Below are 21,049 nucleotides of genomic sequence, written 5' to 3' on the forward strand. Positions count from 1 at the left end.
CCCGGAACGAACCGGAGTTCAGGCTCAGCCGGTCAGACCCGGTGGCTGGCGCTGGCCGGGTACGGCGGCGGGAACAACGCGGCGGAGGCCGGCGCCAATGCGTCCCAGGCCAGTTGAGGTTCGGCTTCGTACTGATCGAGCTGGAGCAGGAGGCTGTCGACCGTGCACAGTTGCGCGTGGGAAAGATTGCCGGCGTCGAGCAATTGGTACAGACGCTTGCGCCAATACCCGGCGGGCAGGATCGGGCCGCCCAGATCGCCGTGTAAAGACGGCCGCATCACCCGCGCAATATGGGTAATGTCGCGATCGATCAAAGCGGCTTGGGATGATCCCGAAACGGTGATGGCTGTGCGATCCATGGCGCCTCCTTGGCAGCTTTACGGCGCGCCGCAGCGGGACTTTAGGCCTGTTTGAAAATATTTTCTTGCGATACGTTCTGAAGAAACCAAACCACGCGCGGGCACGGGCACACCCGTTGCTCACTACGGATACTGGCGTAATGTCGCGCCGGCATTCCAAATAGTGGAGCCGAACATGAACAAGGACCAGGTGAAGGGTGTGGCCGAGCAGGTTAAGGGCAAGGTCAACGAAGCAGTCGGCAAGGCCACGGACAACCCGGGCAAGGAAATCAAGGGCGATCTGCAACAAGGCGCGGGCAAGGTGCAAAAGGCCTATGGCGACGCGAAGGAAGACGCCAAGAACAATGCCAAGCGCAACGCGCCGTAATTTGGTTTGCGACGGGGGTCGACGGAAAGGGCGCTGCGGCGCCTTTTCCTTTGCCGATGCCTTTGCGTCGCACATCGGACTTGTTCGGCCGATGGCGGATTTTGCCTGGGAGTAACCCGGGGTTGGGGTCGGGAGCATTCCGCATGCCGTGCGCCGCCTTTAGACTTGGCGCATCCAATACGGAGACGGCGCCCATGACACCCGAAAAAGTTCTTTCGATGTTCGAACGGCAATACCTCGAGGGCAAAACGCCCGTCGACCTGGAACAGACCTGTGCGAGCTTCGCCAGTTGGCTCGCGGCCGCCTGGGACTTGCTCGACGGCGAGCAGAAGACGCTGTTGCTGAGCGTCGGCGCGTCCTTGTGGCGCGAAGGTTATAACTCGCGCGCCGGCACCGCGACCAAGGATCTGTGGTGAGTGCCGGTTAGCGTGCACGTTTTACGTTCGCGAGCCGCCGGTAACGTCGGCTGTAAAACCTTGAGTGCCGATATACGCGTTGGGCCGCGCCCGCACGCGTTGCGCCGAGTCGGTTTATATTTGGCGATCCTGGGTTGGGATCTTCGCCACCGGTCGTCCGGCCGGCAGCGAAGGCCCGATTCTCTTTTCAGTCGCCGCATTCGCACAAGGGTTACACCGCCAGATGACCGACCTATCCGCTTTTCCGATCACGAAGAAATGGCCTGCCGAGCATCCGGACCGGATTCAGCTTTACTCGCTGCCCACGCCCAACGGAGTGAAGGTGTCGATCATGCTGGAAGAAACGGGCTTGCCGTACGAGCCGCATCTCGTGCGCTTCGATACCAACGATCAGATGACGCCGGAGTTTCTGTCGCTCAGTCCGAACAACAAGATTCCGGCGATCATCGATCCGAACGGACCTGACGGCAAGCCGTTGCCGCTGTTCGAATCCGGCGCGATCCTGCTTTATCTCGCGGACAAGAGCGGCCAGTTGATTCCACAGAATGCCGCCGGCCGCTATGAGGCGATCCAGTGGGTGATGTTCCAGATGGGCGGTATCGGGCCGATGTTCGGCCAGGTGGGTTTCTTCCACAAGTTTGCCGGCAAAGAGTACGAAGACAAGCGTCCGCGCGACCGCTATATCGGCGAAGCGAAGCGCTTGCTCGGCGTGTTGGACCGGCAACTCGAAGGACGTGACTGGATTCTGGGCGATGCCTACTCGGTCGCCGATATCGCCACGTTTCCTTGGGTACGCAATCTGATCGGCTTCTATGAAGCAGGCGATCTCGTCGGCATTCAGGACTTCTCGAACGTGACGCGCGTGTTGGCCGCGTTCGTCGCGCGTCCGGCCGTGGCGAAGGGACTGGATATTCCTAAGCGTCCGTCGTAATCGATTCATGCGGCCGGGCTGCGAGTCTCGTCGGCCGGCCGCCGTTAGTCTAAATCCGCCATGAATTCCTTTGCGTGGATCTTGCGTTGCCTCTCTGTCTTCTGTCGTTCGCGTGGCGGCGCGTCGATAGCGTCATCATTGTTCGCGAAGTCCTCAACCATGTGATCGACGAACGCCCGCACTCTGTATGCGGTGAGACATAACGGTTCTTTTCAATTGAGCAGTAGAAAGTCTGTGCGTAATTTGCACTGATCGCCCGGCGCTCGTTGCCGTCCTCGAATGACTTTACGTAGGGCAGGTAGCTTTTACGACTATTGCCCAGCGAGAACGAAAAGATTTCCGTGCAGTGGAGAAGCGAGATGATTTGTTGAACTTCTCGTAGCCGAATCCTTACCAACCGTTTCAGAGCTTATCGGCTATCAATACCCGCGCGGCGAGCTATCCGCCCCGCCTTCTCCAAACAGGCATGAGTCACATGCAACACACCCGGATTGCCGGCCTCGACGGATTGCGCGCGCTTTCCGTCATCGCCGTATTTCTTGCGCATACGGGTCTCGCAGGCGTCGTGGGCGGCGGGTATGTCGGCGTCGACGTATTCTTCGTATTGAGCGGTTACCTGATCACGAGCCGGCTGATCGCGGAACATCACCGTAACGGCCGCATCGATTTGCCGAGATTCTACTGGCGGCGCGCTCGCCGGCTTTACCCGGCTTTGTTATTGATGCTTGCCGGGGTCACGCTCTATTGTCTGGTGTTTCCCGGCTCCCTGAGAGTGGGGTTCGAAGTCCTGCCCGCTTTTTTCTACGTGATGAACTGGGTCCGCGCGTTCGGCATTTACGACGCGCATCTCACGGGACATACGTGGACGCTCGCGATCGAAGAGCAGTTCTACCTCGTCTGGCCGCTCATCCTGTTGGGCGTGTTGAAATTCTGGCCACGCCGGCTCGTGCTCGTAGTCGCACTCCTTGCGGTTGCAGTGATCGCGTGGCGTTCGTTTCTGATGTCGCAGCACCTTTCGATGGCGCGCATTTACTGCGGCTTCGATACGCATTCGGACGGGCTGCTGATGGGGGCTTTGCTGGCGGTGATGCCGCGCCAATGGACGGCCTGGGCCGGCAAGTTATGGCCCCTTGCCGTAGCCTTTCTGTTTATCGTGACGTTTAGCGAAACCGGACTCGAATTTTCGTTGCTGGCGTGGGGTTACCCACTTACGCCGTTAGCCGCGGCGCTCACTATTGCGAAGGTCGTCACGGCCCAGCAGTCCGCGTTGGTGCGCTCGCTCGATATCGCACCTTTGGCCGGGCTCGGTCGAGTTTCGTACGGGTTTTACCTGTGGCACTACGTTGTCCTGCAGTCGATGCTTTACGGTGGGCATGAGAAGATGGGCGCATTTTTCGGTCGTTTCTCTCACCCGAATATCGCCATGGTGACCATCACATTTGTCGTATCAATGGCGCTCACGTTGGTCTCCTGGTTTGCCGTCGAAAAACCGGCGATGCGATTGCGGTTTCCGTGGCGGCGAAACGCGGCGATGGCCTGAGTCGCCGCCGCGGCGAGAAACGCAGTCAGCCGCGAGTCGATTGCTTCAGCGGCGGTGTACGACGTGCCAAATTGCACTGTTGCCTGTTCTAACGCCGAGAGGTAGTTCATGAATCTGGTTACGACGCTGCGCCGCGGGCATCTGCTGAAACATACCGATCTATCGGGAGTCGGTCTTGAGATAGGACCGTATGATCAGCCGACCGTCTTCAAGTCGGAAGCAGACGTACGATATCTGGACTGGAAAGACAGGGAGCAACTGGTCCGGGAGTGCACGCACCCGGACATGATCGCCGACATACCCGAAATCGACTACGTGGTTCACTCGAACCGGTACGGCGAGTACATCAGCGATAAGTTCGACTACGTTATCGCGAATCATGTGATGGAGCACGCGCCCAACATGATTCAATGGCTATCCGATCTATGCGACATGATGCGGCCTGGCGCAGTGCTGTTTCTTGCCCTGCCCGACAAGAAGTTCAGTTTCGACAAATACCGACAGGACACGGCGCTAAGTCATTTCGTGGCCGAATATATCGCGAGTGTCGAGGACATTCCGCGTGAACATCAAATCGAATGTGAGATCTATTACGACGAAGCCTTCGTCAACAAGCCGATGCATGTGGCCGATAAACTCGATATGAACCGTATCAGGCACAAGCTGAAGGCGCCTCCGCATGTGGGCATTCACAGCCACGTTTTCGAGAGCAGCACGATTGTTTCCAAAGTCCTGAAGCCGATCCTGATGATGGGTTTCTTCGAATTCAATCTCATCGATTTTGTGCCGGCGCGCGGCGAAACCGGCGGCGAGATGATCATTGTGCTTCGCAAGGAACCGCCTCGCGTTGAACTCACGACGGCGGAGTTCTACAGCGCCCCAGTGGATGCTGAGACAGCGGAGCGCCTCGCCGAGGCCGAGACAGCGCTTGCGGAAACGCGTCAGAAGTTCGCGGCGACACAGGAGCAGGTTGTGACGATGCAAGAGGCGGCTGCTGTCATGCAGGAGAAAGTTGCCGCGATGCAGGGCGAAATTGTCGCGATGCAGGAGGAGATTGCATCGAAGGATTCGACGATCAGGGCGTTGGAGTCGTCGACATCGTGGCGGATCACGGCGCCGTTGCGCGCCGCGGTAACCAGGTTTCGAGGGCGTGGCTCGAAAGAGCGAAACATATCGTATTGAATGCGCGCGTGGGCTTGTTTTTAAATTCTCCACGTCTCATGGCCGTCCCGCGATCGACGCGGATCGCCTTCGCTGGAGATGCTGGCACTGGCAATACCGCTTCTTTGTGTGATATTTGCTGAGACATCCTTCACCATTTATCGGAGAGGCCATGAAACCGATCAAATTGCGTGTGCCGCGCGAGGAAGCGGCCGATCTGCCGGACGATCTCACGGCGTGGGCGAGCGTGTCCGGTATCGACCCCGGACTGACCGTGTTGAGCGAGCCCGGGTCCGCGACCGACCGTAGTTCGCCGGTCCTGTATCAGATCTACGTGAGTCAAAGCTTCTTCGAGCAGTTTCCGGAATGGCGCATGTATATCGAGCAGTAGCGGACGACGGGCCCAGGAAGTGTGCGTCGTCGCCGTGCGGTAGAAATGCCGCGACCCGCGACCGTACTGCCTGCCGATTGCAACCATCATACGAAATCCCTGGTTATATTTGCCGATAGGTGTATGTAAGATAACGGTTCACATCAGCGCCCCGAGCGCGGTGTGTGTGTTTTGAGCCGCAGCATTGCTGCGGCTTTTTTTTGGCCGCTTTTTTTTGCGCAGTGGGTTTGAGCGCGGATGGTGTTTTCCCTGGCGTTCAATCCTGGGGCACGCGGGTTGCGCGACGTTGACTGCATACGCGGACCGCCGCGTCGGGAGAGTGATCATGCCTTGCCAGTCCTATGCACCTTATCGCGGGTTCGGAATCGACGTTCAGGTCACGACCGGGAAGACGTTGTGTTTGCACAACGTCGGACGCCGGTACAAGGTGTCATGGACTATCAGTTCGTCCAGTCAGCCCGCACAAAAGGTTGCAAGTTTTCCAGAGCAACTGGAATTCGTGTCTGAGGTAGATGCGTTTAGGTATGCGGAGAAGCGTGCGCGGACGTTCATCGACTGCATGCTCTCGAGGAATTCGGCTGTTGCGTCCGGTCGTGATTGGGGTGGCGTTCGCGAGGAAGCGCCGCGCGTTTGATGTTGATGTCTGAGTTTGGCCCGATGTGAGCGTTCGGCGTGGCACGTGGGTATTCGTGTGTGTGTCGGCGTGAGTGGACGATTTGGCTTTGTTTATTCGGGCAAGGATGGCAGGCAGGAAAAGGCCTCGTAGTGCGAAGGCTTGCGGGGGGCTTTTTCTGGGCAAATCTAGCAGATGCTGGGACGCTATCTGGTCCCCTGACAGCCGCTCCCCGCGCTGGGGTTTTTTCATTTATGCCTGCGATTACGTGCGTATAGTCGCGATCAGCCCAACCCGTTCGGTTCGTCATCCATCGCCCTGAGCAGATCACGTGGGAATTCATCGGTGGCGTCTTCGCGATCGGCCGAGCCGGCCCGAAGGTCTTCGGGATTCTGTTTCCCTTGCGCGCCTCTGGCCGGCGGCGAAACGCGATGCCGGATGCCGCCTTCACGCATGTTACGATCCTCGGCGTCAGGCCGTCCGACGGACGGTACGCACACGCGGCACAATTGAGCGTTCAATATGCCCATCAACTATCTTCGCGGATTTACTGCACCGGAACGGACCGATGTGACCAACCGTCGTTTGGGGCGGTCGCTGGCATTTGTCGCCGGAGCGGCGAATGCGGGCGGATTTCTGGCCGTTGGTCAATACACTTCGCACATGTCCGGGATCGTCTCGTCGCTCGCCGATAATGCGGTGCTCGGGGATGCAAGCCTTTTCGTTTCCGGGCTCAGTTCGCTTTTTTCGTTTCTTGTTGGCGCGGCTGCATCCGCCATCCTGATCAATTGGGGGCGTCGGCGGGATTTGCACAGCATCTACGCGACACCGCTTGCGATCGAGGCAATTCTGCTGCTGTGCTTCGGGCTGCTGGGCTCCAACCTTGAACACCATCGGGTTCTTTTCGTGCCTGCCACCGTCTGCGTCCTGTGCTTTGTCATGGGTCTACAGAATGCGATGATCACGAAGATTTCGCGATCGGAGATTCGTACGACCCACGTCACCGGCCTGGTAACGGATGTCGGCATCGAACTGGGCAAGATGCTCTACTGGAATACGCGGTCGATTGCCGGGGAAGGGGCCGTCAGGGCGGACAAGCAGAAGCTCGCGCTGCTCGGTTCGCTGCTTCTTTCGTTTATTGCCGGCGGTCTGGCGGGGGCCATCGGTTTCAAATATCTCGGATTCATATCGAGCGTGCCGCTCGCTATCGTTCTGCTCACGCTAGCCGTTGTGCCTCTGGTCGATGACGTGCGTGGTACGCGCTGCTAGTGCGCACTTAGCGACCGTGCCCATGGCTCCCGCGTAAGTCCGAACGTTTCCATCAGCTGCGCGTCAACTCACCTGCTATCTGCCTGAGCGCGATCCGCTGCTGCCAATCGAAGCGCGCTCCATTTGCCTTGCAGCAGATGCCCTGATTCAACCAGGTGGTTGGTGCGCAGCCAGTCGCAGATGCGGGCCATCGCGACGAGTTGCGCGACGACGAGGTAGCAAAGTAGCTCGGCGCGTAAGTCGTCACCGAGGTTATTCGCTGGCGAAATCAAGTTCTTGTTGACCACCGAAACGAGTGGTGATCTTCGGTTCGCGAACTTGGGAGATGCTGGGAGGCTATCTGGTCCCCTGACAGAATTCATACGTCAAGGCTGGTGGGGTGTTTCGGCTTATTTTTCAAATTTTATACCCCCACCAGTACCCCTAAAATCCGTCTCCTGAGGATATACGGGTGCGATTCCGAGACGAGTTGCCGGAATGCATGATTGGCATTATTCCTGTGCGTCTCACTCTAGGTCGGGCTGAAATTCGAGGCCTAAGTATTTCCGCACCTTTTCTCGCGCTCTATCGAGTTCACTCTTTGGGTCGGAACTATCTAGGTCTATTTCATCGAAAACCTTGCTGAAATAGTCACCTCTGACCAACTGCATATTGATCCATTTACGCAACTCGACGGTAGGCAAGCCCTGCCCAAGAGTCCTAAACGTAGATCTTACCCGGACAGTATGGGAAGCTGCGGAATAGTCTAGATATGCATCTAGAAGCTGCTCATGATTGATGTCGTTGATGATCGAAAGCATCGCTCCGATCTGCACATCTCTGTCGGTCCGGCGTACGTGGGAATAAGCTCTAACCAACGCAGAATCTTCGTGACAGAAAAGCACAAGCAACCATGGGTCCTTGACGTCTTCATCTGAAAACGCGAGGTGCGTTACCGTTACATTTTTTGGACTTTGCTCTGGCAGGCTATCGGGAACGTTGAATGAGATACCCAAGCCGGTTAGAGTGCTGCGTAACAGGTCGGTATTTGGCTGGGTTTCTTCGATAGCCGTTGAATCTGCCATGATTGATTTTTAACTCTGGAAAGATTGAAACCTGGTCGGTGCCAATTGCGGTCAGCGCTGACTCAATTACGCCTGTCGCCCAAACCATGTCCGGGTTGTGGATTGGATATGACAGCTTGAATAGCGTCCCCGGAACCTTGTTTCGAGCAGTGATTTCGGGGATTTTTTCCACAGCCGCTTCCGAGATGCGGTTTGTGATGGCGACGTCGTCTCGCAGACGCTTGAGTTCTACCAGCGAGGCCGATTGGACCAAGCGAACCCGATCGATTGTGTCCGGCCACACGTACATCGTCTTCAAGAGCAGCTCGCCAGATCTGCTCATGCTTACCGATTCGGACTCGTATCTCGAAAATGCAACCTCTCCGCCACCGAGAATTTCGGACGCGTCTCGTTGAGACCAACCAAGGTGTTCCCGAATCTCCTTGATCATGCCTCCGGAAAGCGTGCGTTCACCGGCTTTCAACTTACGTCGAAGATCGGCGACGCGGCGATCGGTAGCTTCGGCCTGTTCAGGGGTGACAAATTCTTCACCGCATGCCGCGCAGACGGAAACTACGGCTTGGTATGTCCCAACGCCATATTTAGTTTTCAGTTCCCGCGATTCTTCGCGGACAGAACCTGCGAACCCTTCGCAGAATACACACTGACCAAACTTGTCCATCGAATGTCCTTAAAGCTTTCCGGTGTCTAGATGAAAGCGTTCGATTACGAGCGTGTCCGAAGCGTTGACGTAGAGTTTGACAAAAATTAGATCACTTCGATCGCATTCGTCATTTTCGTCATACCATTCGAACCGAGCTTTGTAACTGTCATGAATCTTTCCGTCCGGATACAGGTAACACCATCGGAAATCGTGTTCAATCAATTGTGTGATACAGGCGCAGGCGCCTTTCCTGTCCATGCCCAAATTAGTGTAATCACGTTGAGCGCTTGGCGAGAAAACGTACCGCCCGGCGCTCAACCTTACAGGGAGGTCTGCCAAGCACCAGTTTGCCGGCTTCACCTTCTGCGGGTCAGCTGAGGTTATCATTATGATAAGTGGCGTGCAAGGACCGCCGTGTTCGATATCGTACGTACAGACGGGGCAAATTATAGGGCCGATACGTGCGCGGCCGGCGCACGGGCCGCATAGGATACCCCATAAAGGCATCTGCCCCTAAGCAGCAGTGCCATTATTCCGACTTCTATTCTGTCCAGATGCTAAAAAAACGGTCCATGGGAGGAGTGACCTGCCGATCTGTGCCAAGTCTACTTAAGCGAAAACTTCTTCGAGCAGTCCCGGGCTGGCGGACGTATATCGAGCAGTAGCCAATGGCTCGCGCCATAAAAAAAGGCCGCACATGACGGCCCTTAAGGGATTTTGTGACATCGCCGAGCTGAGAGTACTGGCGACGATGACATCGTGCCAGCACGCAATGTATGTCGAAAATCAGGATTTCCTGATGTCGCGGCCTGTATTTCCATGTACCTTGGCGATGCTATCTGCAGCGAGCCAGGCGAGTCGCACATGCCTCGTGGATGCCGCACACCACTGGCGACGCGTAGTCGGGCATCCAGCTGTCGCGAAATAGTGGCACTAACGACCGCTCTCGCGTAAGTCCGAACGTCTCCATGATCTGCGGCGCCGTCTCAGCCGCTATCTGCCCGAGCGCGATCCGCTCCTGCCAATCGAAGCGCGCTCCATTTGCCTTGCACCAGATGCGTCCTGATTCAACCAGCTGATCGGTGCGCAGCCAGTCGCCGGTGCGGGCCATCGCGACGAGTTGCGCGACGACGAGGTAGCAGAGCAGCTCGGCGCGAGCATCGTCGTCCGATCTCGTCGGACCATCGCCGTCGGACATCAGTTCTGCCGCATCCGGTTCGCCTCGCTAAGCACCGCGGAGGCGACCACATGGAGGCGCAAGATGGCTTCCCTAATCTCGCAGAGTTCGGAGTGGGCGCCAATTGCGTCAGCCGCGTCCATCATGGCGGCGCAAACGCGGATCGCTTCGCTGCAGCCCTCGTCGATAGCGGTCGCCGCTTGGTAGCGACCCTCTGCGGACCCCTGTCCCTCGTTTGCATCATTCACAGCGCCTCCAGCAAGAGTTTAAGGCGTGCACCCGACGATCTGCCTCGTGACCGATTGGAAGAGGAGCTCGGCGCGGGCGTCACCAAGAGTCGGCGCCTTCATAATTCGTCGATGGGTATATTGAACTGCGTTCTGCATGTGGGGCACTTCACGGGTTCGACACGTCCCTGCGCCGGCAATGCGGCAAGTGGCTGTTCTTCGCCCGCGAGAAAGCAGACGGGGCAGGGGAATGCCTCGTGCGGTTTCAGGCGGTGCCAACGGTCGACAAACCGTTGGATTTCCATGGGCGGCGCGTCGATCGCCTCTAGATGATCCAGCAAGACGTGGAAAAGCGGACCGTTCTGCATGTCGCCTCCATAGGCGGTATGCGTCATGTTACCCGGCCGTGCACGCAAAAGTCAGTTCCGCCTCTTGAGGCGTCCAGCCGCGAACGCCGTGCGTCTGCATATCGACCTGATGCATCTGCTTGCCCTGTTGGCTGCAGTACTCGTCGGCGCGCTTCAGGCTCGATGCTTTCACTTCCCCCCACGGCGTCATGCCGCCGCGGACTTGGGTCGTCACTGTGTAGTTGCCGTCGCCGGCCGGCGTGACATTCGTGACTGTGGTGCATGCGGCGAGCGTGGCTAACGCTGCCACAGTGAGAGTTTTTTTTTCATTGTGGTCCCCATTGATGGCGGAATTTTGCAGGGACGCGGTGCGGACCGCAAGTGCGCGTTATCATCGTGACTCACGAAACTCTTCCACGAGGGTTGCCGATGAAAATCCGACTCGATAAGTGGCTTGAAAAGGAATTCGACCCGCCGCCCAAGATTCGCACGGCGCGCCTGTGGATCAACGCGGGGAAGATATATCCGCCGCCCGTGAAGGTCGGACGCTCGTACTACGTAGAGCAGGACGCGGTATTCGCCGATGGTCGAACGCGTCCGACTCTCGCAGAGCGGGTGATCGCAGCTCGGAAGGCGAGAGGCTACGACGATTGACCTTCAAACTCCTATCTCCCGAGGACCTTCGGTCGATTACCGGCGCGCAGCGCTACTCTCTTCAGGCGAAGTGGTGCGAAGAGAATTAACTTCACTCGCAAAAGCGATGACAATTCTAACCAACGATGAACTTATTCAGCTCACGGGCGGCCTGAAACAGGGCGCAGCTCAGTGTCGATGGATCGAGCGAGAGTTTGGGTTCAAGCCGCCTCGAAAGATCGACGGTCATCCTGTCATTACGTGGGAACAAGTCAATCGGGTTCCAGAGCAAGAAAGAAAAAAGCCCCAATTCAACTGGTCGAAGGCCATTTAAATACGGCGCGCGCGGCTGGCTGGCGCGTCAACCCATGCCCGGGAACAGACATGCGGCGGCTCTTTGCTAAGATTGCTTTCGCGACCGTGCAAGCGCCATGTCGATCTGCTCGATAGGAATCCTGCCGCATCTGTTTAGGCGAAACTCACCCGCCTTCAGCTTCTTGCTCACCGTGTGGCGGCTCAGACCGAGTATCGCCGCCGCTTGCGTGATTGTCACGTGCACAGGACGTGGGGGCTGCCTCTCGTAGACATCCATGGCGCGCTGCATGAGCACTAACATCTGCTCTTCGGTGAGGTGTGCATCGCGGCCGCCGGATGCTGCATCAGTCCAAGGAAGCTCCTCGATTTTTCGCACCAGCTCGTCGACGTCCCGTTTCAGGCGAACTGCGGCGGCGCGTAACTCATCTATCGCTTTGGTCATGATGCTCTCCCGAAAGACTCTTTTCCTATCTTCCCAAAACCGTCCAGATTTGCAAAATCTCACTTGACGTTCTCACACTGGACAACTAACCTTCAGTCATCGTTGAGACAACAGCGATCGGGCCTGGAAACCCGGAAGACACAGGCGGACGACCGCCAGCAGGCGGTATTTTTTCGTCCGTAGTATCATCGCGCACCCACAGTTTATGGGTGGGCCATGGTGGGGGTGCGCTTGCGCACGCCGGTTCCTGTGTTCCGGTTTTCCAGCCCTGCCATGTGCCTGCCCACCCCATCTGGAAATGGGGCGCAGGCTCTTGTAAACACAGGAGTCCAAGCCATGCCCTCCAAAGCCCCTGCTCGTCCTGAGCAAAGTAACGAACCTCTCGTCAATTTGGCCTCGCTTCCTCGTGAAGATGCGCTCGAACGCGCTCGCGTCGCCGGCCGCGAAATTCTCGGTCACGAAAATGCTCTTCAAGCCGTGAGCGATGCGTTGTGGATGAACTGGATCAACGTCAATATGCCCGTCGCCGTCGGTCAAACCGATGACGAGTTCGGCGAACTGGTCGATGCGATGGGCGACCAGTTCTTCGATGGGCTAGCGGAGAGTGTCAAGCGGTTCGCCGCGGACACCCGTACGTTGGACCGAATCTCAGAGTTCCTCATCAAAGAATCGGGACTGGCCTGGAAAATTCACAACATGCTCGCCTTCATGGAGGCGGCGTTGGACGATGACACTCAGGGAAGCTTACCCATTCGCTGCGCGGTAGCCGACTTGCGCGTCGACCAGGACAGGCTCGCGACAGCCCTGATGGATCTCGTATGGAGAGCCAGCCATGCTTAAGAAATTGCCCACCACCGACGCATCGGGCGTCGACAATTCATCTGCGGCTGATTGCCGTTCCCCTGGCCTTGGCGAGCTAACAATTCTCCTGCGGCCTTCGGATATCGCGATGGCCGTATATGTCGGCACGCGTGCTCAGCTGGAGGGAGAGGGTGTGATCCCGCCTGGGACCGAATGGCCGACCGGCTTCGCCAGCGTTTGCTGGCAAGCGAATGGAATCGACTTCTGTCTGAAGCGGGAGCGGCCGGAAGGTGCGAAAGGTCGGCAGCGTGAATTTGTCGAGTGTGACAACTGGTGGTTGCGCGTGACGAATCCGCGTTTGAATTGGCCAGACGAGTCTATCCGGCTTCAGTATATGAAGCTGGGAAGGTTGCTGTACCAGCGAACTCAGGAGGGCATCGCTGCGTTAAATCGCCAGCACGAGATGTATTGGTCTGCGAGACGCGACGAAAAATACCAGGCATTCAAGGCGCTTATTCCGGGCCTTGTGCCGCCGCCGCGCAAACGTCGCAACCGCCGTACGCAATCCGGGGTGGGCCATGACTAACAATGTCCATGTGCTGCCAACCGGACGGAAGGCGGGGCGCCGCAGAACGCGGCCAGTCCCTGGCGCGGCCATCGCGACCGTGCTGAGTTTCGAACCACAGAACGACACCTTCGAAACGGCAGAGCAGCGTCTCGCGAAGATCGATGAGGCCACAAGACGAATGGCGCGTCACTTATTGTTTGCGATCCGGACTCTCCGTGAAATCGACGACGTTCTCAAGGACGAGTAAGAATCTTGGCATAATCGTTTCCAATCGCGCCTAGCCCGACGGGGCGAAAGCAGGGCTCCCTTACCCTGTTGGCGCGGTTCCTAACACGAGGGACGCGTTCAAGGGGCGCGAAATGCCATACGAAGATCTCTATCGGGCGCACGCGCTCACCGGCTCGCTTTTCCAAACGGTACCCATCCGGAAAGCAGCGTTTCTAATCGCTTTGGACAATGATGTTCGCGATCAGTCTGAAATTGATGCTGACCTACCGAACAACGGCGACTTTGCACATTGGTGGATGGCTTCAGAACTTGAGCCCAGCGGCAAGCTGAAAGCGTCGCGCGACAAATTCGAGCGTGCGCTGTTGAAGTCAGTGGAAACGGGCCGCCTGAGCGCGGCGATTGTTGCGCGAAACATCGACGATGAAATCGATCCAATCTATACCATTGTGCCGATCAACGACATCCGCGATTGGTGTCTAGAACGTGACGTTGATACCGGGGACTGGATTGCGCATCACGAGGAAACAGAAATCGAATTTTCCGACGCGATTATCGACGAGATAGCTACGCATTACTCTCCTGGAACGGCCGCCCTAGGCACGTACGACGCCGCCGCTCTCGAGACGTACAGATCATCGGATGAAAGTGAGCGGGCGGATCAGTATCGGCGCCTGCTTCAGGAAGTGCAAAAGCTCCGTTCTGAAACTTCGCAAGGCATAAAAGCTGAGCCTGATGGGCCCATCAACACAAGAGAGAAAAACTCACTTCTGACTGTGATCGGAGCGCTGATCACTGCATTGAGTGATCGCCTACCAGAGGGATACAAGCGCGCGCAAGCAGTCGCGAGTCTCACTGACCGAATCGGTGCATCACTTTCTGTGAACACAGTGGACAAAATTCTTAAGCAGATTGATGCGGCAGTCGACCGCCGGCGTGGGGCAAATAGGTAACCACAAACTCAATTGAGTCGAAATTTACCTCAATTGAGATTTCCGGAATTGATCGCCGCATAGCATCTGTCCATCCCAACTCTCACGATTGCGGCGGACAGATGTCAAACCTCCAACAAACCCCTTCCGCGCAGCCTCCGGTGCTGCCGACCACCGGCCTTTCCAAATGGCCGCAGATCAAACCATTTCTGCCGATCGGCCGCGAGACGTGGCGCAAGCTCGGTCTGGAAGGTAAGGCGCCGCGAGCTATCAAGCTCTCGGAAACCTGCGCCGTATATAAAAATTCCGACGTTTTACGCTGGATCGCGGACCCCCTGAATTACACCGAAGACGTCGCCTGAGGTCCGCCATGGCGACCATTCTGAAGCGCGCCGTCATGGCCGCACACAATCACGGATTTCTGCCGTTTCGGGCCGTATCGCCGTTGATCCGTCTTCTGGGTCTGGAGGCTTCCTGATGAGCCTCGAACTGCATCCGTTGTGCACGCTGTTTCCTCGTCTCGAAGGCGTCGAGTTCGAATCGCTGAAGGCTGATATCGAAGCGAACGGCCAGTTGCAGCCGATCGTTCTGCACGACGGGATGATTCTCGACGGTGGGAATCGCTACCGCGCCTGCGTGGAACTTGGTATCGAGCCGCTGACCTCGGACATGGATCTGGGCGACTACGATCTGCTGTCGTACGTGCTTTCGGTGAACCTTCACCGCCGGCACCTTACCCCGGGCCAGCATGCCGCGATCGTGGCCGCAGCTACTGACTGGCTGAATTCTCAAACTGTGGGGCGCCCGGTAAATCCGGCAACGTTGCCGGATTCCCTCGGTCAAGCGGCAACGTTGCCGCTTGAAACGGTTGCTGACCGAGCGGCAAGGTCAGGCGCCAGTGAGCGTACCCAGCGCATGGCTGACAAAGTGGCAAAGGCGGATCCCGATCTGGTCAAGCGGGTCGCGCACGGCGAAATCAGTCTGCCCAAGGCGGTGAGACAGATCGAACGTAAAGATCAACCTGAGGCAGGCACAACCTCCGATTTTTCGCGTCACGACTCCGCTCAGGAGTCCTCATCGGAGAGCGACTACGGTCCCAGCCCGGAAGAAATCGCTTTTCTCGAGCAGCAGGAACGTGCCGACCGCGAGAAGTATGACGCTCTTGTTGAGGTTTCCTATGCGGATGACAAGATCGCCGCAGCCCTGAAGCTGGTCGATACGCAGGCTCAGGAGATCGCCCGGTTGCGCGCTGAGATCGCTGTGTTGCGCGAACGCCAGACGGGCCTGATGAACGAAAAGGTTGCGCTGGAATCGGCCGCGAAGCGGTGGAAGAAGATCGCCGAACAGCACGGCTACAAAGACAAGGGGGGAAAGTGAACGCTCCTTTGTTCAGTTTTCTCCCCGACTACGAGCGCGCGACATTTCCTGAGCCACGTGGCTTTCAGGATCCCGCTATCGAAAAGATCATCGCTGGCCGACGTGACGGACATCGTCGTCAGATGCTTGTTGCCCCGACCGGGGCGGGGAAGACATACCTGGGTCTCAAGCTGGCCCACGCCACGTTGAAGATCGGCAAGAAGGCCACCTTCGTCTGCGACCGCAAGTCGCTCATCAAGCAGACGAGCGAGGTCGCATCTGCCTATGGCCTCCATCAGCACGGCATCATCCAGGCGCAAAACCCGAGGTTCAACATGGATCTGCCGTTCCAGATCGCCAGCGTGCAGACGATCATGGACCGCGGCTGGCACGACACAGACCTGATCGTCGTGGACGAGGCACATACGATCTACAAGACGCTCAAGGATCACATTCTCAGCACGCGTGCGACGGTTATCGGTCTGTCTGCAACGCCTTTCACAAACGGGCTGGGAGAGATTTTCACGAATCTCATCAACGCCGCCACGATGTCTGAACTCACGCAGTCCGGCGATCTGGTGCCTATGCGGGTGCTTTCCTGCACGCGCATCGACATGGAGGGCGCTAAAACGTCTGACGGTGAATGGACAGACAAGGCCGCCGCCGAGCGGGGCATGCAGATAGTAGGCGATGTCGTCTCGGAGTGGTCTCGTTACGCCGAGAACCGCAAGTCCATTGTCTTCGCTTCAAACATCAAGCATTGCGACGAGCTGTGCCGGCAGTTCAACGAGTGCGGCATCCTGGCGGAGGTATTTACCAGCAAGACGAAGGACGACGATCGGGACCGCATTCTCAATGAGTATCGGAAGCCCGACTCTCTGATCCGCGTCCTGATCAGCGTTGAGGCTCTGGCGAAAGGTTTCGACGTCAAGGACGTTTCCTGCGTCGTCGATTGCCGTCCGCTGCGCAAGTCCCTGAGTACCGCCATCCAGATGTGGGGTCGCGGTCTGCGGGCATCGAAGGAAACAGGCAAGACAGACTGTCTGTTGCTCGATCACAGCGGCAACATCGTCCGGTTCATCGAGGACTTCACCGAGTTTTTCCATGACGGTCTGGATTCGCTTCATCAGGGAGAAAAGCTTGATCGCATCGTTCGAAAGGATGTGAAGGAGCGGGAGACAGCAGAGTGCCCGAAATGTGGCTACAGGCCGTTCTTCAAGCGGTGCATGTCGTGCGGACACGAGACGATAACTGGCCCTGCCGTAGCCGCTCGCGCAGGCGAAATGAGGGAGATCGTCATTGGCAAGCAGACGGTCGCACGCGATCAACGGCACCTCTGGGACCAACTGAGCGCGTACGCGCGTGAGCACAGCCGTTCTGAGAAACAGTATTGGCGCGCATTCCACCTGTTCCGCAAGATCGCAGGCTCGGAGCCGCCCAAGGCTTGGGGTCTTTCCACCGAGCCGGTGCCCGTTGATGCCGCCATCGTGCGGAAAATCAAATCGATGGACATCGCCTTTAAGAAGGCCAGGGAAGCGGCATGAGCGATTTTGTTTCGTTCGCCGCCGCCCATGGCCTGCTCATCGGAAGTCTTGATGATTCCGGCCGCATCCGCCGATGCGCGACTGAGTCGCATCCGCGCAAGAAGAACGGCTCGTACATGTTCGACGGCCGCCGCGGCTGGGTGAGGGCGTGGGATGGGCAATCAGAGGTCATCTGGTTCGACGATCCCCATGCCCGTCCGTGGACAGAAGAGGAAAAGAAAGCCTGGGCCGTGAAGCGACGTGCCGAGGAAAAGGCACTGATCCGTCGCCGGCAGAACGCTGTTGCGCAAGCCGAAAAGCTGATCTCCGCAGCAATCGTCAGCGAACACAACTATCTCCACTACAAGGGGATTCCTGAGGCTCGTGGACTTGTGGCTCCCGATAACCGATTGATCGTCCCGATGCGCTCGCTTGATGGCGAGCTGCGTGGCGTTCAGTCGATCTGGTGGGACTACGACGACCTCAAGTGGCGCAAGAAAATGGTTTTCGGCATGAATGCAAGTGGGGCGGTGTTCCGCATTGGTCCTTCCCGGGCGACGGAAACGATTTTGTGTGAAGACTACGCGACCGGCCTCTCGATCGAGATGGCGGCGCGCCAGCTCCGTTTTAACGCAGCGGTCCTGATCTGCTTCAACGACTCCAACATGGCAGCCGTGGCGCCCTTGGTGATCGGCCGGAAGTACCTCTTCGCCGATAACGACGAGTCGGGCGCAGGGCAGCGGGCGGCGATCAAAACCGGGGTGTCATGGACGATGAGCGACCGGGTAGGAGAGGACGCCAATGATCTCCACAAGCGCGCCGGCGTGATGGCCGTGTGCCAGAAGCTCATGGAGGCTCGACGAGGCTCCTGAAGGCAGCAAGGCACCGCGCTGGGCGGACACGGTTTAACACCAGCGGCGCGGGAAGACTCGGTACTGGGGGATAGGTCTGAAATACCGATAAGGGTGGCGAAGCTAGCGCCCGAGACCGAACGGCTGGCGAGTCAATGCGATCCGACGGACAGGTCACGTTGTAAAGGCTCTCCCAGGATGGGCTGAGTCTGCTCACCTCGGGACAGAGATCGTAGGGATGTGGTGTTGGGGTTGAAGAGCAGGTCCTACTGAGCAGAACTAATGGCCACGGTTGGTCAAATTTTACGATGGGGAAAACATGGCAAAGCTCGAAGTCACCGAATCGATGATCACCGAAGCTATGGACACCGGCTCGCAGCGCGGATTGCTCGTGCAGGGAGTCAAGCGAACAGACGTGGCCGAACTCCTTAGGCGGACGCTAGCTCTTGCTGGCTCGCGCGACGGGAGCCAGTGGAACTGTCGGGTTGTGTACCGCGGCAATCCGGAGCGGGGAAGGCTTGTCGGACCGTCGACCGAGCAACGCGGCTACTTCTATGTCGAGGTCGAGAACGGTCCCCGCCTGCATGTCCACGGCAACGAGATTTATCCGAATTCGACGTACAAGGCGAGCCGTTCATGAAGCAGATCGAGCGGAAAGGTTCTCCGCAACGCGCAATCTGTGCGCTGCTCGGCGCCACGCCCGGAATGACCATCGCGGCGATCGCGGCGGCGCGCGGCGTTCATCCTCGCGCGATCGCACGTCAGGTCCAGGCGCTGATGAAGGAAGGGTTCGTTTGCGGCGGCGGCTACCCGCGCCAGTACCGCATGACATCGAAGCCGATGCCGGCCCCGGTGGCGAGTACTTCGCAATCAGCCGTCGTCACGCGCGCGCGGCGGCGCGAAAAGGAAGCCACTGACAAACCGTTCGGCATTCCTTCGGTCGGAGAACTCGAGCGCGTCGTTTCGAGCTGGGTGGGGTCCTGATATGCCAACCATCCGCGAACTCTACCGGAAGGATTCGAGCACCCGGGCAATATGCGCGTTGCTCGACGCCGCGGGCCCTCTCACCCAGACGCAGATCTGCGCAGCCGGCGATTTCACCGGTGGTTGTGCGTGCAAATGCCTGAAGTTGCTCATAGCCGAAGGCTACGTTGTCCGCGGGGCGCGCGCGATGAACCGGCACCGGACGTCGATCGGTCCGCGTCCATGGACGTACGTGCGCACGTCCAAGGTGCTGCCGCAGACCGGAACATCGCGGCCCGTCGCGCCCACAGCGCAGGAGCTATGCGACGTCATGAACAGCATCATCAGACGCACCAACGTCGCTGCCTGAGAGCAGGAAATATTCGTAGAGTGTCTTCGTCTCCAACGCTCGATGAGAGTTTAGCCCCGCAGGTCGGGGCTTCTTTTTCGATGAAGCCTGATTCCGTTATCTGCCCGTCGTGCGGCGCCGAGTGGCAACTGACAACGATCGAGATGGTTCGCCATCGTGGTCCGTTGTGGTGTGTCGCATGCGTCGAACGTGCAGATGCGAGGCTCGTCGAAGCGCTCAGGCGCCATCCGCAGAAAGATGCCGCGAATAGGTCAAGCGGGGTAGAAGGAAGGCCGAGCGGGGGCCATTAGCCCAGCCCTGAGATTCACCGGTGTCGCGCCGGCTCAATAAACATGGATGAATGGCGGAGTCGCCCCGCCACGACCGACCGGAATGGCTGAACGCACAAAGGCGCAGCAGGTCGACGAGTCCGGATATACCGCCCGCGGCTTAGCAAACCACTTTTTTTAGCGGGTGGGAAGTCACGCCCTGTGCAGAAGGTCAGGCATTCGAATAATCTCCGCCCGGTCCCGCTCCACCAGTCGCATATTTGCTGTTGATCACGAAAGAGCGGTGATGATTGCCCGGCCAACCGGGAACATCCTTTCTTTCCCACCATCCTGCTTTGACATGGCGGAGCGGAAGCTTGCTGAGAAGCTTCTCGAATTTGAACGGTCCACGATCCTGAATCGCGTTGTCGGTGACGTAGATGTGCACGAACCCGGGATCGCCTTCATAGGCAATCATGGCCAGCTGAACCCCATCCAGATCAACAAGCAAGCGCCACGAGCGCTCGTCACCGTCGATAAGCGTTGGGTGAGCATTCAGGTGGCGAGCCACATCATTGATCGGGGAGTCCAGCACAATCGCAGGCTGCATGTCCCCCGGGTCTCTGAGTTCGCTGATCTTGAGTATTCTGTATGACATTAGAAGACTCCAGTAACCGAGATCGGAACGATAATCGTATCGACCGAGGAGGTATTGCCGTACTTATCCGTCACCGTCATCGAAACAGTTGTGGTGCCGGACGTTCCATCTTCCCATAGCGCAGTTTTCGAGCCAAACCATATCGCCGAACGCGTAGGTGCTACGCTCGTATCGAATTCGACAGCCTTCTTTGACCCGGAGTTTAAAAGTGCCGGGTCGTGCGAACCATGGTACGCCCTGGCAGTGGGCTTGCCGACACCTAGCGCGCCCACCCTACCCCAAAGTTCGTTTGTCGCCTTCATATTAGCGGCTACCGCTGGATTCGCGTAATGAGTGAACATTCGTTGTTTTTTGAAGGTTGGGCTCGACTGCACGGATACGTCGCCTAACGTTACACCGATCACACACCGAAAATATTACATCTTCTGTGCGTTTGCGACCGCACAACACTTCAATGCAGCGGCGCGTAAGCGATTGAATCAGCGCCCGACACTTCCACCCATTCGTCACGATCCGCGAAGCCGTTGATCTCGGCGCAATGGTCTGCCATCTGCTCCAGAGTCGGCGGCACCTCTGACGAGTAGTAGGCCAACAGCTCGCCGCTCGGCGTGAAGATCGCGTAGGTCATCATCGCAGGCTCCGGTGTGAACCGCGCCATC

The 21,049-nt window shown here is 57.9% G+C and carries 31 protein-coding genes; 21 read left to right on the forward strand and 10 right to left on the reverse strand.

Annotated features, from left to right (window positions below):
• Positions 1-32: 32 nt before the first annotated feature.
• A complete protein-coding gene (locus B0G73_RS09445; RefSeq protein ID WP_106280067.1) occupies positions 33-359 on the reverse strand; it encodes a hypothetical protein in 327 nt (108 codons plus the stop codon).
• A gap of 175 nt (positions 360-534) precedes the next feature.
• Here B0G73_RS09445 and B0G73_RS09450 point away from each other — a divergent pair, with 175 nt between their 5' ends.
• The 6 genes from B0G73_RS09450 to B0G73_RS09475 all read left to right on the forward strand — a co-directional run bounded on the left by B0G73_RS09450 (position 535) and on the right by B0G73_RS09475 (position 5,165).
• Positions 535-726 carry a CsbD family protein gene (locus tag B0G73_RS09450; protein ID WP_106280069.1) on the forward strand — a complete coding sequence of 64 codons (192 nt, stop codon included), beginning with the start codon at positions 535-537 and terminating at the stop codon, positions 724-726.
• A gap of 194 nt (positions 727-920) precedes the next feature.
• Positions 921-1,142, forward strand: coding sequence for a hypothetical protein (locus tag B0G73_RS09455; protein WP_106280071.1), 222 nt, complete (start codon positions 921-923; stop codon positions 1,140-1,142).
• Positions 1,143-1,365: 223 nt separating this feature from the next.
• The gene (locus tag B0G73_RS09460) at positions 1,366-2,073 is read left to right on the forward strand and encodes a glutathione S-transferase N-terminal domain-containing protein (protein ID WP_106280442.1); all 708 of its coding nucleotides are present in this window, start codon (positions 1,366-1,368) and stop codon (positions 2,071-2,073) included.
• A gap of 475 nt (positions 2,074-2,548) precedes the next feature.
• Complete coding sequence (locus B0G73_RS09465; protein WP_181196516.1) at positions 2,549-3,613, forward strand: acyltransferase; 1,065 nt, start codon at positions 2,549-2,551, stop codon at positions 3,611-3,613.
• A gap of 108 nt (positions 3,614-3,721) precedes the next feature.
• Positions 3,722-4,795, forward strand: a complete 1,074-nt coding sequence (locus B0G73_RS09470) for a methyltransferase domain-containing protein (RefSeq protein WP_106280075.1) — start codon at positions 3,722-3,724, stop codon at positions 4,793-4,795.
• Between the two features lie 151 nt (positions 4,796-4,946).
• Complete coding sequence (locus B0G73_RS09475; RefSeq protein WP_106280077.1) at positions 4,947-5,165, forward strand: hypothetical protein; 219 nt, start codon at positions 4,947-4,949, stop codon at positions 5,163-5,165.
• 897 nt (positions 5,166-6,062) lie between these two features.
• On the opposite strand, the gene B0G73_RS40435 is transcribed toward B0G73_RS09475, so the two are convergent.
• Positions 6,063-6,233 (reverse strand): hypothetical protein, encoded by a 171-nt coding sequence (locus B0G73_RS40435; protein ID WP_181196517.1) that lies wholly within the window; start codon positions 6,231-6,233, stop codon positions 6,063-6,065.
• Positions 6,234-6,300: 67 nt separating this feature from the next.
• Between B0G73_RS40435 and B0G73_RS09485 the strand changes: the two genes are divergently transcribed.
• Entirely contained in the window at positions 6,301-7,047 is a 747-nt protein-coding gene (locus B0G73_RS09485; RefSeq protein ID WP_106280081.1) for a YoaK family protein, read from the forward strand.
• 68 nt (positions 7,048-7,115) lie between these two features.
• Here the strand turns inward: B0G73_RS09485 and B0G73_RS09490 are convergent, their stop codons facing one another.
• The 5 genes from B0G73_RS09490 to B0G73_RS09525 form a co-directional block, all read right to left on the reverse strand.
• Positions 7,116-7,334, reverse strand: coding sequence for a hypothetical protein (locus tag B0G73_RS09490; protein WP_106280083.1), 219 nt, complete (start codon positions 7,332-7,334; stop codon positions 7,116-7,118).
• Between the two features lie 679 nt (positions 7,335-8,013).
• Complete coding sequence (locus B0G73_RS09500; RefSeq protein ID WP_106280086.1) at positions 8,014-8,772, reverse strand: type II TA system antitoxin MqsA family protein; 759 nt, start codon at positions 8,770-8,772, stop codon at positions 8,014-8,016.
• Between the two features lie 817 nt (positions 8,773-9,589).
• Positions 9,590-9,952, reverse strand: coding sequence for a hypothetical protein (locus B0G73_RS09510; RefSeq protein ID WP_106280090.1), 363 nt, complete (start codon positions 9,950-9,952; stop codon positions 9,590-9,592).
• A 325-nt stretch (positions 9,953-10,277) separates the two neighbouring features.
• Positions 10,278-10,553, reverse strand: coding sequence for a hypothetical protein (locus B0G73_RS09520; RefSeq protein ID WP_106280094.1), 276 nt, complete (start codon positions 10,551-10,553; stop codon positions 10,278-10,280).
• A 1-nt stretch (position 10,554) separates the two neighbouring features.
• Positions 10,555-10,815, reverse strand: a complete 261-nt coding sequence (locus B0G73_RS09525) for a hypothetical protein (RefSeq protein ID WP_258193247.1) — start codon at positions 10,813-10,815, stop codon at positions 10,555-10,557.
• A 119-nt stretch (positions 10,816-10,934) separates the two neighbouring features.
• On the opposite strand from B0G73_RS09525, the gene B0G73_RS09530 reads away from it, so the two are divergent.
• Genes B0G73_RS09530 through B0G73_RS41865 form a run of 3 tightly spaced genes read left to right on the forward strand, consistent with a single transcriptional unit; the run spans position 10,935 to position 11,472 of the window.
• Positions 10,935-11,159, forward strand: coding sequence for an excisionase (locus tag B0G73_RS09530; RefSeq protein ID WP_106280098.1), 225 nt, complete (start codon positions 10,935-10,937; stop codon positions 11,157-11,159).
• The gene (locus B0G73_RS41860) at positions 11,156-11,248 is read left to right on the forward strand and encodes a DUF4224 domain-containing protein (protein WP_181196518.1); all 93 of its coding nucleotides are present in this window, start codon (positions 11,156-11,158) and stop codon (positions 11,246-11,248) included. Before B0G73_RS09530 ends, B0G73_RS41860 begins: the two co-directional genes overlap by 4 nt.
• Positions 11,249-11,265: 17 nt before the next feature.
• Positions 11,266-11,472 (forward strand): DUF4224 domain-containing protein, encoded by a 207-nt coding sequence (locus tag B0G73_RS41865; RefSeq protein WP_106280100.1) that lies wholly within the window; start codon positions 11,266-11,268, stop codon positions 11,470-11,472.
• Between the two features lie 66 nt (positions 11,473-11,538).
• Here the strand turns inward: B0G73_RS41865 and B0G73_RS41165 are convergent, their stop codons facing one another.
• Positions 11,539-11,895 (reverse strand): helix-turn-helix domain-containing protein, encoded by a 357-nt coding sequence (locus B0G73_RS41165; protein WP_258193248.1) that lies wholly within the window; start codon positions 11,893-11,895, stop codon positions 11,539-11,541.
• Positions 11,896-12,231: 336 nt separating this feature from the next.
• On the opposite strand from B0G73_RS41165, the gene B0G73_RS09550 reads away from it, so the two are divergent.
• From B0G73_RS09550 to B0G73_RS09600, 11 genes are all read left to right on the forward strand, one after another.
• A complete protein-coding gene (locus tag B0G73_RS09550; protein WP_106280102.1) occupies positions 12,232-12,735 on the forward strand; it encodes a hypothetical protein in 504 nt (167 codons plus the stop codon).
• Positions 12,728-13,282, forward strand: coding sequence for a hypothetical protein (locus B0G73_RS09555; RefSeq protein WP_106280104.1), 555 nt, complete (start codon positions 12,728-12,730; stop codon positions 13,280-13,282). The genes B0G73_RS09550 and B0G73_RS09555 overlap by 8 nt, the downstream gene beginning before the upstream one ends.
• A complete protein-coding gene (locus tag B0G73_RS09560; RefSeq protein WP_106280106.1) occupies positions 13,275-13,511 on the forward strand; it encodes a hypothetical protein in 237 nt (78 codons plus the stop codon). Before B0G73_RS09555 ends, B0G73_RS09560 begins: the two co-directional genes overlap by 8 nt.
• 112 nt (positions 13,512-13,623) lie before the next feature.
• The gene (locus B0G73_RS09565) at positions 13,624-14,442 is read left to right on the forward strand and encodes a hypothetical protein (RefSeq protein ID WP_106280108.1); all 819 of its coding nucleotides are present in this window, start codon (positions 13,624-13,626) and stop codon (positions 14,440-14,442) included.
• Positions 14,443-14,543: 101 nt separating this feature from the next.
• Complete coding sequence (locus tag B0G73_RS09570; RefSeq protein WP_106280110.1) at positions 14,544-14,783, forward strand: AlpA family transcriptional regulator; 240 nt, start codon at positions 14,544-14,546, stop codon at positions 14,781-14,783.
• Positions 14,784-14,898: 115 nt separating this feature from the next.
• Positions 14,899-15,798, forward strand: a complete 900-nt coding sequence (locus B0G73_RS09575; RefSeq protein ID WP_106280112.1) for a ParB N-terminal domain-containing protein — start codon at positions 14,899-14,901, stop codon at positions 15,796-15,798.
• Positions 15,795-17,321: a DEAD/DEAH box helicase gene (locus B0G73_RS09580; protein ID WP_258193249.1), complete on the forward strand. Its 1,527-nt coding sequence runs from the start codon at positions 15,795-15,797 to the stop codon at positions 17,319-17,321. Before B0G73_RS09575 ends, B0G73_RS09580 begins: the two co-directional genes overlap by 4 nt.
• Positions 17,318-18,172 carry a hypothetical protein gene (locus tag B0G73_RS09585; protein WP_106280114.1) on the forward strand — a complete coding sequence of 285 codons (855 nt, stop codon included), beginning with the start codon at positions 17,318-17,320 and terminating at the stop codon, positions 18,170-18,172. The genes B0G73_RS09580 and B0G73_RS09585 overlap by 4 nt, the downstream gene beginning before the upstream one ends.
• Positions 18,173-18,470: 298 nt before the next feature.
• A complete protein-coding gene (locus tag B0G73_RS09590; RefSeq protein WP_146144160.1) occupies positions 18,471-18,791 on the forward strand; it encodes a dihydrodipicolinate synthase family protein in 321 nt (106 codons plus the stop codon).
• On the forward strand, positions 18,788-19,135 hold the full coding sequence (locus B0G73_RS09595) for a winged helix-turn-helix domain-containing protein (protein ID WP_106280118.1): 348 nt from the start codon (positions 18,788-18,790) through the stop codon (positions 19,133-19,135). The genes B0G73_RS09590 and B0G73_RS09595 overlap by 4 nt, the downstream gene beginning before the upstream one ends.
• 1 nt (position 19,136) lies before the next feature.
• Positions 19,137-19,484, forward strand: coding sequence for a helix-turn-helix domain-containing protein (locus tag B0G73_RS09600; protein WP_106280120.1), 348 nt, complete (start codon positions 19,137-19,139; stop codon positions 19,482-19,484).
• Positions 19,485-19,964: 480 nt separating this feature from the next.
• Here B0G73_RS09600 and B0G73_RS09605 read toward each other — a convergent pair whose 3' ends face one another.
• Both B0G73_RS09605 and B0G73_RS09610 read right to left on the reverse strand, forming a co-directional pair.
• Complete coding sequence (locus B0G73_RS09605; RefSeq protein WP_106280122.1) at positions 19,965-20,390, reverse strand: hypothetical protein; 426 nt, start codon at positions 20,388-20,390, stop codon at positions 19,965-19,967.
• Between the two features lie 451 nt (positions 20,391-20,841).
• Positions 20,842-21,021, reverse strand: a complete 180-nt coding sequence (locus tag B0G73_RS09610) for a beta-lactoglobulin I (RefSeq protein WP_258193250.1) — start codon at positions 21,019-21,021, stop codon at positions 20,842-20,844.
• Positions 21,022-21,049: the final 28 nt, after the last annotated feature.

The organism is Paraburkholderia sp. BL25I1N1 (genome assembly GCF_003002025.1).
Lineage (GTDB): Bacteria > Pseudomonadota > Gammaproteobacteria > Burkholderiales > Burkholderiaceae > Paraburkholderia.

Excerpts from the sequence above, each read along its gene's own strand:
- B0G73_RS09445 (WP_106280067.1), bottom strand. The coding sequence starts at position 359 with ATGGATCGCACAGCCATCACCGTTTCGGGATCATCCCAAGCCGCTTTG.
- B0G73_RS09450 (WP_106280069.1), top strand. The coding sequence starts at position 535 with ATGAACAAGGACCAGGTGAAGGGTGTGGCCGAGCAGGTTAAGGGCAAG.
- B0G73_RS09455 (WP_106280071.1), top strand. The coding sequence starts at position 921 with ATGACACCCGAAAAAGTTCTTTCGATGTTCGAACGGCAATACCTCGAG.
- B0G73_RS09460 (WP_106280442.1), top strand. The coding sequence starts at position 1,366 with ATGACCGACCTATCCGCTTTTCCGATCACGAAGAAATGGCCTGCCGAG.
- B0G73_RS09465 (WP_181196516.1), top strand. The coding sequence starts at position 2,549 with ATGCAACACACCCGGATTGCCGGCCTCGACGGATTGCGCGCGCTTTCC.
- B0G73_RS09470 (WP_106280075.1), top strand. The coding sequence starts at position 3,722 with ATGAATCTGGTTACGACGCTGCGCCGCGGGCATCTGCTGAAACATACC.
- B0G73_RS09475 (WP_106280077.1), top strand. The coding sequence starts at position 4,947 with ATGAAACCGATCAAATTGCGTGTGCCGCGCGAGGAAGCGGCCGATCTG.
- B0G73_RS40435 (WP_181196517.1), bottom strand. The coding sequence starts at position 6,233 with ATGCGTGAAGGCGGCATCCGGCATCGCGTTTCGCCGCCGGCCAGAGGC.
- B0G73_RS09485 (WP_106280081.1), top strand. The coding sequence starts at position 6,301 with ATGCCCATCAACTATCTTCGCGGATTTACTGCACCGGAACGGACCGAT.
- B0G73_RS09500 (WP_106280086.1), bottom strand. The coding sequence starts at position 8,772 with ATGGACAAGTTTGGTCAGTGTGTATTCTGCGAAGGGTTCGCAGGTTCT.
- B0G73_RS09510 (WP_106280090.1), bottom strand. The coding sequence starts at position 9,952 with ATGTCCGACGGCGATGGTCCGACGAGATCGGACGACGATGCTCGCGCC.
- B0G73_RS09520 (WP_106280094.1), bottom strand. The coding sequence starts at position 10,553 with ATGACGCATACCGCCTATGGAGGCGACATGCAGAACGGTCCGCTTTTC.
- B0G73_RS09530 (WP_106280098.1), top strand. The coding sequence starts at position 10,935 with ATGAAAATCCGACTCGATAAGTGGCTTGAAAAGGAATTCGACCCGCCG.
- B0G73_RS41865 (WP_106280100.1), top strand. The coding sequence starts at position 11,266 with ATGACAATTCTAACCAACGATGAACTTATTCAGCTCACGGGCGGCCTG.
- B0G73_RS41165 (WP_258193248.1), bottom strand. The coding sequence starts at position 11,895 with ATGACCAAAGCGATAGATGAGTTACGCGCCGCCGCAGTTCGCCTGAAA.
- B0G73_RS09550 (WP_106280102.1), top strand. The coding sequence starts at position 12,232 with ATGCCCTCCAAAGCCCCTGCTCGTCCTGAGCAAAGTAACGAACCTCTC.
- B0G73_RS09555 (WP_106280104.1), top strand. The coding sequence starts at position 12,728 with ATGCTTAAGAAATTGCCCACCACCGACGCATCGGGCGTCGACAATTCA.
- B0G73_RS09560 (WP_106280106.1), top strand. The coding sequence starts at position 13,275 with ATGACTAACAATGTCCATGTGCTGCCAACCGGACGGAAGGCGGGGCGC.
- B0G73_RS09565 (WP_106280108.1), top strand. The coding sequence starts at position 13,624 with ATGCCATACGAAGATCTCTATCGGGCGCACGCGCTCACCGGCTCGCTT.
- B0G73_RS09570 (WP_106280110.1), top strand. The coding sequence starts at position 14,544 with ATGTCAAACCTCCAACAAACCCCTTCCGCGCAGCCTCCGGTGCTGCCG.
- B0G73_RS09575 (WP_106280112.1), top strand. The coding sequence starts at position 14,899 with ATGAGCCTCGAACTGCATCCGTTGTGCACGCTGTTTCCTCGTCTCGAA.
- B0G73_RS09585 (WP_106280114.1), top strand. The coding sequence starts at position 17,318 with ATGAGCGATTTTGTTTCGTTCGCCGCCGCCCATGGCCTGCTCATCGGA.
- B0G73_RS09590 (WP_146144160.1), top strand. The coding sequence starts at position 18,471 with ATGGCAAAGCTCGAAGTCACCGAATCGATGATCACCGAAGCTATGGAC.
- B0G73_RS09595 (WP_106280118.1), top strand. The coding sequence starts at position 18,788 with ATGAAGCAGATCGAGCGGAAAGGTTCTCCGCAACGCGCAATCTGTGCG.
- B0G73_RS09600 (WP_106280120.1), top strand. The coding sequence starts at position 19,137 with ATGCCAACCATCCGCGAACTCTACCGGAAGGATTCGAGCACCCGGGCA.
- B0G73_RS09605 (WP_106280122.1), bottom strand. The coding sequence starts at position 20,390 with ATGTCATACAGAATACTCAAGATCAGCGAACTCAGAGACCCGGGGGAC.
- B0G73_RS09610 (WP_258193250.1), bottom strand. The coding sequence starts at position 21,021 with ATGATGACCTACGCGATCTTCACGCCGAGCGGCGAGCTGTTGGCCTAC.